Raw genomic sequence first — 11818 nt, 5'->3', positions numbered from 1 at the left:
CCTTCGGATATGCGCGATTCAGCCGGAAGCGTCTTCCTCGCCGACTGCCCCGCCCGGCTCGCCACCGAGATCATCACCAACAAGTGGGCGGTCGTTGTCGTGTTCGCCCTCAGTCGCGGGCCCCGTCGGCATGGTGAACTCGTCGACCTCGTTGGGGGCGTCTCCCGGAAGGTACTCACCCAAACACTGCGCAGACTTCAGAGCTACGGCCTCATCGAAAGACGTGCCTATGCCGAGGCACCCCCACGGGTCGAGTACAGCCTGAGCGACCTCGGCCTAACCCTCACCGAACCCATCGCGGCCCTGACCGACTGGGCGAAGAGGTACGCCGCCGCCGTCGCCAACTTCCAGGAAGCGGCGCAGCAAGACTCGACCACTTCCGACACCTAACCCGTGGCCGCCGCCGGACAGGTGATCGAGAAGGGCACTGCTTGAGCGGTCTGTGAGTCGGGCAGACAGTCTGGCTCGCATGATTTCTTTTGCTGCCCATGCCTGTTTGAAGTCCCTGACGATGGCGGCGCCTTGCATTGCTGGAGCCGGGGACGCCGGTGAAGCCCGGATGCGGCGGCGCGCTGGAGAGGCCAGTTGTCGGCACTTGTGGACTGCTCGACCCGACCGGCAGGGCCGCAAGAGGTGGACCATGCGCTGGAAGGCACCCCTCAACGCGTTCCAGATCGCCTTCGAGGGCCGGCTCACCCCGGCCAACAACTGAACCCCAACAACCAAGATCAGCCGTCAAATTGACACACCCCTGGGACCACGTACGGCTGATGGGGTGGTGCGCCCGCGAGCGCTTCCATCAGGTCGCCGGGTGATCCTGCCGCGGCTCGATGCCGCCGGACAGACCTTCGGGCGCGCCGGTCAGACCCTCGGCCGCGCCCTTTGCGCCGCCACGCGGGTGTCAGCAGGTCGAGCCGGCCGGCACTCCTCGGGACCGCGGCGCGCGCAGCGGCGGCCGCGCTGCCCGTACGGGCAGCGCGGACACGGCCCTGCAGATCCTCAGGGAGGCGCACGGTGCGCTGGACGCCGGCCTCAGGCCGTTCGCGGCCTTCCTGGACGCCTCCGGCATGTGGGCCTCCGCGGCGTTCACCGCCGCCGAGGCCCATATGCCTTTGCCACGTAGGAGTTCGCAGCCCTGGCCGAACAGGCCGCGGCCCGCCGTGTCCGTGGCCGCGGGCAAGGAGCTGTCGCCGGCGCAGTGCGTGTTGTACGCGGGCGTTGCCGGGTCCTGCGCTAGAAGGTCAGGTTCCAGGCGTCGATCTTGCCTGTGTCGGAGGCGGCGTTGTCGTTCACGCGCAGTTTCCAGGTGCCGTTCGCGACCTCCGAGGAGGCGTTTACGGTGTAGGTCTGGGCGATGTTGTCGGCGCTGCCGCCGGCGTGGTTGTGCAGCGTGTAGACGGTGCCGTCCGGCGCCACCAGGTCGACCTTCAGGTCACCGATGTAGGTGTGCTTGATGTCCACACCCACCTTGAGGGTGGCCGGGGCGTTGCCGGTCACACCGGTTACGGCGATCGGGCTCTCCACGGTCGCGTTGTCGTTGATGGCGAAGTCCGCGAGGTTCTCGAAGTACTTGCCGGGTGGTGGGGTGGTCCCGACGGCCTTGAGGGCGTCGACCTGTCCTTCGCCGAAGAACGAGTTGTTGGCCGTCGTGCCCGTGCAGCGGCTGTCCGAGGGGCAGGCGATGTCGTTCGCCTGGGCGGCCAGCTTGGCGCGGATCTGCGCCGGGGTGATGCCCGGGTTGGCGCCGGCGATGAGCGCCGCCACGCCGACCACGTGCGGGGTGGCCATCGAGGTGCCGCTCTTGCTGCCGTAGCCGCCGCCGGGGACGGTGGAGTACACGTTGCTGCCCGGCGCCGCGACGTCGATGACGCTCTGCCCGTAGTTGGAGAACGAGGCCTTGGTGACGCCCGTGCCGTTGGCCGCGACCGTGACCACGCCCGGCAGCTCGGTCGGGATGTCGAGGCAGGCGTTGGTGATGGTGCGGGTGACCGGCGTCGAGTCGTTCGGGCTCGCGGAGTCGGTCGTCTTGTGGGCGAGGTCGTAGTTCTCGTTGCCCGCGGCGGCGATCTGGAGGGAGCCCTTGCCCTCGGCGTACTCCTGGGCGCGCTTGACGCCCTCGATGATGGCGGCCTGGTCGATGTTGTCCGGGCAGTTGAACTGCCACGGGTCCGTGTAGTAGCTGTTATTGGTGACCTTGAAGCCGTGGTCACCGGCCCAGACGAAACCGCAGATGGTGTTCTCGGCGAAGAAGAAGGAGTTGCCCGGCTCGGCGACCCGGACCGCGGAGATCTTCACCCCGGGGGCCACGCCGACGACGCCCTTGCCGTTCTTGGCCGCGGCGATGGTGCCCGCTACGTGGGTGCCGTGCGTGTCGACGTCCCGCCAGGCGCCGGCACGGGTGTCGGGCTTGCCGTAGGCGCAGGAGACCGAGTCGGCCGCGTTGAAGTTGGGCGCCAGGTCCTGGTGCTGGTCGTCCACACCGGTGTCCAGGATGCCGACGGTGACGGAGGCGGAGCCTGGGTTCACGGCCCAGGCCTGGTCGGCCTTGATCTGGCTCATGTCGGCCCGGATCGGTTCTCCGGCCGGGGTCGAGGCCTGGGCCGGATTGGCCGGGAGCGCCGGGTTGTAGGCGTCGGCCGGGACGTCCGAGGTGCGCGTGGCGCCGACCTGCTGCACGCCGGCGACGCCACGCATGGTGGCGGCGAATTCGCTGGACGCCGAGTGGGCGACGATCACGCCGATGGCGTCGAAGTTAGAGAAGACGGTGCCGCCGTTGGCTGCGATCGCGGAGCGGACCGCCGAACTGTCACCGGGGGCGGTGATCACGAGGTAGGCACGCGTGCCGGCCACCCAGGTCGCACTCTGGGAAGCCGGCACGGCGGCCGGAGCGTGGGCCTTGGCGGCTGGCACGGGGGAGGGGGCGATGGGGAGCGTGCCCGCGAGGGCGCCCGGGGCGCCGAACGCGAGGGCGGTGCCGAGCGTGGCCGCCAGGACCAGCGTGCGTCTAGTCCGGCTGGATATGTGGGGTATCAATGCGTCCTCCGGAGACAGCCCGGCCGTGCTGAGGGCGCCGGCGGGGCCGTACGAAACGAGTGGTGGATGCAAGATGTCAGGCGCGTGCTCCCGTGCGGAAGTACCTTTCCGTGCAGGGGCGTTATAGGGGAGTGGCTGAAAAGAGACGTGCTCCGGGCGTCGGAGGATCAGGATTCACCGGGAGCTCGGCGACGTCGACCGCGCCCTGGCGTACGCAGCCGACCTAGTGCCGAGGGGGTGGACCGGCTGCCGGCGTGGTGGCTGACCGAGGTGCGCCCGCAGCCGCTCCGCTCGCTTTGGAGCGGCCGCGGCCGGCGTGGGGGTACTTCGACTGCCGGTGCTCGACGGACGGCATGACCTCGCGGTGGGCGCGCCGTAGGAGCGAAGCTTGTCGGTGACGAGAACCTTCGGCACTGTGCCGGTCTTCTTCAGGCGTTTGCGAAGGAATCGCCTGGCCGCGGCCTTGTCCCGGCGGTTCTGGACAAGGATGTCGCGCACATTGCCGTCCTGGTCGACGGCCCGCCACAGGTACTTCTGCTCACCGTTGATCTTGATGAAGACCTCGTTCAGATGCCACTTGTCGCCGGTCGGGCCCGTCGACAGCGCAGCGCGTGGGCGTAGGCCTGCCCGAACTTCAAGCACCATCGGCGGACGGTCTCATGCGAGACGATCACGCCGCGCTGGAGCATCAGCTCCTCCACCTCGCGGATGCTGAGCGGGAATCGGAAGTACAGCCACACGTAGTGGGAGATGACCTCAACCGGATACCGATGACCTCGGTACGACGGCGGCGCGCTCTCCACGGACGAGCCCCCCTCCCGGCATGATCAACCTCCGGCATGATCAACCCGAAGATCATCCCCCAGTCAGCCAACGTGACAACGCCCTCAGGGGAGCTCAGCCGCCCGGCAGAACGCGCCGGAGTGACTCGTTCAGATCCTTGGCCAGTTCGCTGTCGCTCGGTGGGTCGTCGGTGAAGAGCTTGCCGAGTTCCGTGGTGAAGGTCTGGGTGAACGCGCCGTAGAGCGGGGTACGCGGGCGCGACACGGCTTCGGTGAGCGCCGGCAGAAGGACGTCGCGGGCGTAGCGGGGTCGTCCGTGGTCGTCGCGTGGCATCCGGTCGGTGCTCTCGCCGGACGACGAGGGGGACGCGGTGGCGCTCGCGGCTGCGGAGGGCCTCTCGGACCGGCAGATGACGTCATTGTTCTGGTAGGCGGACTTCCGTGTGGCGGCGAACCCCGCGTCGAGCAGACAGCGCTCGCTCTCCACGCCGGTCAGGAACTTGATCAAGTCACGTGCCCCGGCTTCCTGTCCGGACGACCGGGTGAGCGCGAGGTTCTGCCCGCCGAGTACCGCCTTCCCGGGCAGCGGCGCCACGCCCAACTGCGTGCTGCGCAGGGACTGGTGCAGAGTGCGGTAGGCGTACGGCCAGTGACGCAGGAACGCCGTCCGGCCGTCCGCGAAGTCGGTGAGCGACTCGCCCTCGTCAGAGTGGAGGGCGTCCTTGAGGAGGTACGGGCCCTGGGTACGGTCGCGCAGTTCCGCGAGGCCGTTCTCCAGATCCTGCACCGAGGCGGTGTAGCGGCCGTCGCCGTCGGTGAGGGTGACGGCGTCCTGGGCGGACGCGAACGCTTCCACACCGTTGACCGTGCGGCCCTCATAAGCGCCGAACTGCGCGGTCCAGCCCTTCTCGTAGCCCTTCGGTCTGTCTTTGCCCCTCGTCTCGTCGAGGGTGCCGATCAGCTCCTTCAGCCTTGCCCAGTCCAGGCCCTTGCTCAGATCGGTGTTCTGGACGCCCGCCCTCTTCAGGTAGTCGCTGCGGTAGTAGAGCAACCCGACATCGCTGTTGAACGGCGCCGCGTAGACCTTCCCGTTCCACCGGGCGGTACCGGCCACGGAGGGGATGACGTCCGCGTCCACCATGCCTGGCAGCGGGCGGATCAGTCCCACCTCGGCGAACTCAGGCACCCATGTGACGTCGAGGTTGACCACGTCGTACTGCGCGCTGTCGGACTGGAGCGCTCCGAGGAGCTGGCTGCGTTGTTGGTCCGCCGAGCCCGGGAGTTCCACCAGGCGGGCGTGGCGGCCCGTGTGCAGCCGGGCCTGCCGGGCGTTCCACGTGTCGATGAGCTGCTGGCGGATGCCACCCTTGCCCGTGACGTCCCGCCCGCTGGCTACGACGATGTCCCCGGAGCGGTCAGGAACGGCCGTGGTACCGGACTCCGCGGGGGCGCTGCCGCCGGTGCAGGCCGTGCAGGCCGTGAGGAGCGTGGCCAGCACCCACCGCAGGGCCGGTGTCCGCGATCGCATCACTCGTCTCCCGTTCCGGTGCGGGCGACCTCGTCGCGCAGGCCGGCGACGAGGTCGCCCTTGGTGTCCAGGCAGCGGCCGCCGCTCGCTTCGGAGATGCGCGCGTCCGGCTTGCCCTGGTCGCAACCGCCGCTGTCGAGGGTTGCCATCATCACCGGAATCCCCTTGTCCCGCACCGAGTTGAGGAGAGCGTCCAGTCTTCCGCCCGTGAGGTGATTGTTGTCCTCGTCGTCGGTGACGTACAGGATCAGTTGGGGGTGCTCGTCGTCCTTGCCCCGCCCGGCCATGAACTCCAAGGCCGCCCTGAGCGCGCCGTCCGGATCGGACTCGGCGTCACGGACCGCTGCCCTGCGGTCGATCGTTTCCTCGGCGTCCGCCCGCCGGTGGCGGGCGAAGGGCAGCAGCACGTCCGACGGTCGGCCGCCGCGTGAGGCCACGGACCAGACGCCGTACTCGTCCCGGTCGCCGAGACCTCCGAGCGACTGTTCGAGGATGCCGGGGGCACCGCCCGGCCCCTCCCAAAGGTCACCCATCGAACCGGAACTGTCGAGCAGGAACAGAACCTGGCCAGGGCCGTTGGCGTTCCGGTAGTGCTGCAGAGCTGTGGCCATCGCGTCGGCATCGGCGGGGGCGGGCAGGCGTCCGGGGTGGGCGAGGGTCCCGGCGTCCGTGTCGGGCGCGGTGAGGAAGTCGTGAGCGCCGGAGACGTCGCGGAAGCCGTCTTCGCCGAAGACGTCCAGACCCCCGGCGGGCTTGCCGGCCGTGCCGCCGCCGTGAGTGAGCCAGGTCCGGAAGCGCCTGACGGCCTCGTCGCGAGCCGACCTGTCGCGGTCGGCGCCCTGCCAGCGCACGCGGACGAAGGTGGGGTCCAGGGCCGGCACGTCTGTGGGGTACTCGGCCATCCGCGGGCTGCGTGTCGTCCGGTCGCAGTTGACACCGCTGACCATCAGGAACTCGGGAACGAGCGCGGCGGTGCGGTCGTCGGTCTTGCCGTCGTCCGGCAGCGTGCACAGCAGATCGGAGCCCGTGAGCGAGGGCGGTCCCGACTGCGCCACGCCTGCTTCGGCTTCACTCACTCCGGCCGCGCCGGTGCCGTACAGGCCCATGGTCGCCAGCAGCGCGGAATCCGTGTACTCGGGGTCCGTGCGCCGCACGTCGGCGTCCTTCTGCCGTCGGGTGAGGTTCCCCCTGAGTGTGGTGAGCGGATTCTCCGTCCGGTCGCCCACCGAGGCCTCGCCCATGTTCCGAGGCACGGACAGCACCATCGGTGAGTAGGCGAACGGGCCGTCAGGTTCCAGCGTCAGGTACTTGCGAGGCGGCTCCACCGGTTGTGCCCGGGCCACGCTCGCGGATGATGCCGGAATCCAGATGTCCGGCTGCGGACCGATGTCGCGTTGGGGGTCGAGGTCGTCGCTGACGGGGCGCTGCCAGGGATCCGACTGGTCGTGGAAGCCCGCCGCGGCGTCTGCCGAGCCCGCGCTGTACACCGTGATTCCGCTGCGCCGACAGCCACCGGGTGTCGTGTTCGCCGTGGAGGTCAGGTAGGCGTCCGCGGCCTTGCGGATGGTGGATTCGATGTCCGGGTCGGTGAGCAGTCGCAGTTCGAGGGGCGGGCCGCAGGATGACTGGTCGAGGCCGGTGCCGGCCAAGGCCAGGTAGCCGCCGATGCCCGTGGCCGTGAGGACGGCCGCGGCGACCGCCGCGCGGCGGGCCCTGCGTCGCAGCCACAGCAGCACCCGTCCGGCGGCCGTCGGCATGGCCAGGGTCCAGGCGCGAAGCCGGGTGAACAGGTCTTGCCACCACGGCAGTCCACCGGTGCCTCTGGTTGCCTCCGCCGGCTGCCCCTGCCGCGGTGAGCGGGACTGCCGTTCCCGCTCACCGCCGGACTCGGTTGCCCTTTTCGAGGCCTTCCGCTGCGGGGTCACGGAAGGCGGCGGAATTCCCGGGATGGTTGCCGGGGGTGTGGTCGGTATCCCGCTGGAAGGACTGGAGGGGCTGGAAGGGTTGGAGATCAGGAGGTCCGTGTCGCCCCAACGCTGCGGCTCCCACGGCTCGTTGCGCAGGGTCCGGTGGTGGGTGCCCATGTGCGCTGTGAGCACCTCCGAGAGATCCCGGAACGACACGCCGGTGGCCCGCCTGTCGATACCCTCTTCGAGCAGCCGCGCAAGCCGCGCAGTGAACGGGGTGGGCGTCGCGTCGTCCCCCGCGTCGATCCGATTGTTGGCCTGCACGCTCATTAGCACGGAGAAGCGACGCCGGTCGGCGAGCGCCTCGCACACCTGGGCGGCGTTGCCCGCGTTGCAGCAATCGAGGACGACGACCACGACCCTGGCCCGGCTCGTGGCGAGTACGGTCAGCACGCTGGAAAAGGGATCGGCGCCCGGGAACACGGCCCGACTGCCCGGCACGACACGTGCGTTGCGCATCTGCAGCCAGAGTTCGTCGCCCGCGCTGGGCACGGCCCCGTGACCCGCGAAGTAGAAGAGGAGCAGCCCCTCGGCCTCGTCGGCGGCGGTGCGCAGCGACTCGCTGAACGCGTCCAGGTACGGCGACCCGGAGACGACGATCTCTCCCTTGCGGAAGACGCCGCTGTGCAGCAACGCCTCTTCCAGGACAGGGAGGTTGTGGGCCACGGCGGCGAGGTCGCCGGGGACGCCATGCGGGTCGTTCGGCCGCGTGGAGTCGTACGCGGACACGCCGATCAGTAGCGCCCGGTTCACCTCTCCACTCGGGTCGAAGCGGAGCACCGGTCTACCTCTCGTCGAGGTTCACCGGGTCGACGTCGTAGTCGGGCGGATCGCCGCTCTCCACGGAACGGCGGTTTTCGTACCAGGCTTTGACGCCTCTTCCCACCTGCCTCAGCACAGTGTCGAAGACAGTCTGCGCGGCCGCCCCGGAGAACAGCATGAGGATCTCGATGCCGGCGCCCATGGGCGTGCCGTGTTCGTCCGTCCCCTGTTCGTCGGTCCCGGCGGACTCCTGGATCCGCAGATCACCGTTTCTGACCAGGTCCTCCAGCGGTTTCTCCCGCTCCAGCCATTTCTTCAGAGCGCCGATGTCGCTTTGATTCGCGGTTCCGTCCAGCCGAACCCGGATCGCACGGGTAGCCACATCCTCCCCCTCAGTCATAACTCATCATCATGGCACGGCTGTTGGCGCCGTGGGAGGGGTGCGCGGCGAGCGTGCCGGTCTCGAGTGTGGGCTTCGGCTCGCAGGCTTCAGTCGCACTGCGGCGCCTCACGTGGCGTCTTACTGAACGGCTTGGAGCCAGGCCGGCCTTGTCCGGCCGGCCGGCGTGGCGTCTTCCTTCGGGTCGAAGTGTCTGAAGTCGTGGACGACGACGGCCCCTTTACCGCCGGAGTCCGCACGGGCGACGGCACGGCTCGCGTGGGGCCGGCCGGGAAGGGGGTCGTCGACACCTACGGAACGCGCGGTGGCCTAACTTGATCTTTAACTTGTGCGGCGTGGTCGTGGGGTAGTTGCTTTCTTCTTTCGCCGCTTGGGTGACTGTCTCTTGCCGGATGTGTGCACGTCGGAGCGTGGTGCGGGCCAGGTGTTCTTCTGGCCTGGTGGCCGCCCGGTGCCCGGGCGGGAGGGTTTTGGTGCCTGGGCCGAGCAAGCTGCCTGTGGGCGGATGTGCCGAAAGTCGCGGCGGACGCGAGCTGGAGTGAGCCTGTCCGGGGATCTCGGTTTCTCCCAGGGGTGGCGGCGGTCGGCAGCCAGGGTGCGGGCCAGTCGCAACTGGGGGTAGGCAACGAGGACGAGCCAGGTCCAGCGGTCGGCTGCCTCAGGAGTGCGGATCTCGGGGCAGGTCCAGCCGAGGGTCTGTTTGAACAGGCAGAAGGTCTGCTCGATGTCGAAGCGTCGCAGGTAGACCTGCCAGAGGCGGTCGGTGTCGGTGGGGGCGGCGTCGGTGCCCGACCACCAGAGCCAGACTGGCTTTGGAGTGGCTCCACTTGGCAGGTGGTCGATGTCCAGTCGGATCACCGTGCCTTCGACGATCGGGAGGGTTCCGTCGGCTGCTGCCCAGGACGAGCGATGGGTCAGTTTCGGGTGCAGACGGTCCCAGGAGCGGGCGAAAGCGGTGCCGTAAAGGCGGGTGGGGTTGAGAGTTTCGACGTCCGGTGTGCCCCAGGTGTCGGGTCGGCCGAAGACGAACTCGGCGCCGTGCCGGGGTGGCCGCGGCCCGTGGTGTGCGGTTGCCGGTGCGGGGCGGACCTGCGAATGACGCGGTCGGACCGTATCCGGGCCAGGACTTGGACAGGCAGGTCCTTCAGCAGGAAGGCCAGATGGGGTGCGTCGTAGCCGGCATCCGCGACGATGAGGATGTCCGGGTCGTCGGCCTGCCACTGGTCGACAGCGATGAGTCGCTCAACCAGGTCACGCAGTTGCCGTGCGGTGACGGTCGCGGCGTCGTCGCCGGGTGCCAGACGCCGCGCGTCCAGGGGCGCGGTCCAGGAGCTGCGGCCCGGCTCCACCGCGCAAACGATGGAGTAGGGCCAGCCCGGGACGGAAATGTGCTGGTCTTTGCCTCGCCCGTAGGTGTGGCAGAGGATCCGCTCCGGTGAGGTGTGGGCAGCGGGCCGTCTGGTGCGCCAACCCGAGGGACTGTTACGCCTGTTCAGCAACGATGTGACGTGTCGCTTCGAGGACTTGGCGGAGTGCCTTTATCGGGTACTGGATCTCCCTGCTCTCCTCCTGGATCTTGAGGTAGAAGTCCGTCAGCACTGCGGCGAGCGGTGCATGGCGGGAGAGGATTGCCCTGGCCTGTGGCGGCCCGTCCGGTGGTTTCTCTCCATCGGCGCATGCGTGAATGAGTGCCACGCGTTCGTTCCTCTCGTATCCGTAGAGAGCAGTGATCAGCCAGTTCACCAGCCAGCTGACCGTGTAACAGTGGTCGTAGGTCTGGTGCAGTAGGAAGAAGCGTGTCTCGGACGGTGACAGATCGAATCGAGAGGAGAGGGCGAGGCCGAAGTCCGTGAAGTAGAGACGCTGGCCGTCCGTCAGGATGTTCTCAAAATGGGCGTCGAAGTGCAGGAGCCCACGAGCGTTCATGAAGGCCGTGCCGGCTCTCAGCTCGCGCTCCACCAGGGAGAGAGCCCGGTCGGCAGATTCTGCATCAGCCTGCACCTGCTCGGTGAGCCACTCGTGAAGCGTCGTAGGGATGTACTCCAGGAACAGTACGAGGCTGGCAGAGGACTGTTGAAGCGCCTTGATACGGCGGCGTACCTCCGAGCGGCCTCCCCAATAGGCCACGGCCCGCTCCACGTCCGCGAGCTCTTCGGGAAGCGAGGCTGTGTCCGGCAGTACACGCCAGTGATACATCATCGGAAACCCTCGGTACTGGCCTTCGAGCACCCAGTTCGTCGTCATGATGTGAACAGCCAGCTCCCGCCACGCACCGAATCCGGGCCCGCCGACGCCGTACTGGCAGTAGGTGGGAAGACCGAACAGGTTGGCCGTGGACCGTACGTGCTTCGGCGACCGTTCCATGTCCGTAAGCGGCACCCGTTTCACGAAGACCGATTTTCCGTCGACCTCCATCAGGGCGGACTTCCCGCCGATACTGGAGCCGACCGGCACGGCGGCGTCCACGAGTTCGGCCAGCCGGTGATCACTTCGCAGGGCGAGTGATGTGGAAACGGTGCTGTAGGCAGCCAAGCGCGCTTCTTCCGACATGTCGGGAGGCTCAACTACCACCTGCATCGACGCGTCGACCTCGTCTCCATCATGTCCGTGAGTGTTCATCAGCTACCTCTGGACTGTAGGTGCAGGTCATGAGGAGCTGAGCGGAATCGGTGGACCGGGTCGGGCTGTCAAAGATCAGCGCCTGCACCCGCGTTCCGCTCCCCTACAGGGGCGCCGCCTCGAACGTGCCAGGAATACGGCAGCCGCGGAACAAGTGCTCTGCACCGGTACAGGTCTGGTCAGCTTCAGCGCCTGCTCGTAGGTGGCTGCCGCAGCCTGTCGTAAGGGCCACGCTCTGTGGCCAGTTCGTCTCCTCATACGTCGACGCCTCGGCGTGGAACGAGGTGATCGCCGCTTACAGCAGATAGCACCCTGGGCGGCCGCCGCGCAGCTTTGGATGACGGCATCGAGTTCGGGGTGTGGGGCGGTATGGCCGAGCGGGAGCGCAGATCTCTTCTGCGGCGAAGGCCGAATGTTGTCTCCTGGCCTTCTGTGCTTGAAGCGGGCCGGGTGAGCATGTCGACGCGGGTCGGCTGACGAGGAGAAGGCTCGCTCGCCTGAACAACGGCCCTGGATCGACCGCGCTGTTGGCCGCGTGGTCAGGTGGCGGGGTTGGGGTCCTGGGCCTGGCGGGTTGGGGTGTCGGTTTCAGGTGGTGGTGCTGCTGTTGCTGTCCCCGCCGTCGTTGCGGTTGTTGTTGTGGAGTTGTTCGATTTCGGTGTAGGTGGTTTTGCCGCGTTGGGGGGTGAGGTTGAGGGTGGTGAGGATGGGTGGGTGGATGATGTTG

General features: G+C 68.3%; 6 protein-coding genes and 3 pseudogenes. 2 read left to right on the top strand and 7 right to left on the bottom strand.

All coding sequences use genetic code 11. The features are described from left to right. The first annotated feature begins 9 nt into the window (after positions 1–9). Positions 10–390 (top strand): winged helix-turn-helix transcriptional regulator, encoded by a 381-nt coding sequence (locus ACIRQH_RS37060; RefSeq protein ID WP_404229477.1) that lies wholly within the window; start codon positions 10–12, stop codon positions 388–390. An 843-nt stretch (positions 391–1233) separates the two neighbouring features. Here the strand turns inward: ACIRQH_RS37060 and ACIRQH_RS37055 are convergent. The 7 genes and pseudogenes from ACIRQH_RS37055 to ACIRQH_RS37025 form a co-directional block, all read right to left on the bottom strand. Then, positions 1234–3033: a S8 family peptidase gene (locus ACIRQH_RS37055; protein ID WP_404229475.1), complete on the bottom strand. Its 1800-nt coding sequence runs from the start codon at positions 3031–3033 to the stop codon at positions 1234–1236. A gap of 325 nt (positions 3034–3358) precedes the next feature. Continuing rightward, positions 3359–3836: pseudogene (locus ACIRQH_RS37050) on the bottom strand (IS6 family transposase); the annotation flags it as partial. A 94-nt stretch (positions 3837–3930) separates the two neighbouring features. Beyond that, positions 3931–5343, bottom strand: a complete 1413-nt coding sequence (locus ACIRQH_RS37045; RefSeq protein WP_404229472.1) for an extracellular solute-binding protein — start codon at positions 5341–5343, stop codon at positions 3931–3933. Further along, a complete protein-coding gene (locus ACIRQH_RS37040; RefSeq protein WP_404229469.1) occupies positions 5343–8090 on the bottom strand; it encodes a VWA domain-containing protein in 2748 nt (915 codons plus the stop codon). The genes ACIRQH_RS37045 and ACIRQH_RS37040 overlap by 1 nt, the downstream gene beginning before the upstream one ends. Positions 8091–8094: 4 nt before the next feature. Next, entirely contained in the window at positions 8095–8472 is a 378-nt protein-coding gene (locus tag ACIRQH_RS37035; RefSeq protein ID WP_404229466.1) for a hypothetical protein, read from the bottom strand. 321 nt (positions 8473–8793) lie between these two features. Beyond that, a pseudogene (locus ACIRQH_RS37030) lies at positions 8794–9929 on the bottom strand (transposase); the annotation flags it as partial. 25 nt (positions 9930–9954) lie between these two features. Beyond that, on the bottom strand, positions 9955–11022 hold the full coding sequence (locus tag ACIRQH_RS37025; RefSeq protein ID WP_404229709.1) for a protein kinase family protein: 1068 nt from the start codon (positions 11020–11022) through the stop codon (positions 9955–9957). Positions 11023–11421: 399 nt separating this feature from the next. On the opposite strand from ACIRQH_RS37025, the pseudogene ACIRQH_RS37020 reads away from it, so the two are divergent. Then, positions 11422–11568: pseudogene (locus ACIRQH_RS37020) on the top strand (WhiB family transcriptional regulator); the annotation flags it as partial. Positions 11569–11818 lie beyond the last annotated feature (250 nt).

Source organism: Streptomyces sp. NPDC102279, from assembly GCF_044766365.1.
In the GTDB taxonomy this organism is placed as follows: domain Bacteria; phylum Actinomycetota; class Actinomycetes; order Streptomycetales; family Streptomycetaceae; genus Streptomyces.
The sequence above is the reverse complement of the archived record's forward strand: the minus strand, read 5'-3'. Positions and strand labels throughout refer to the sequence as shown.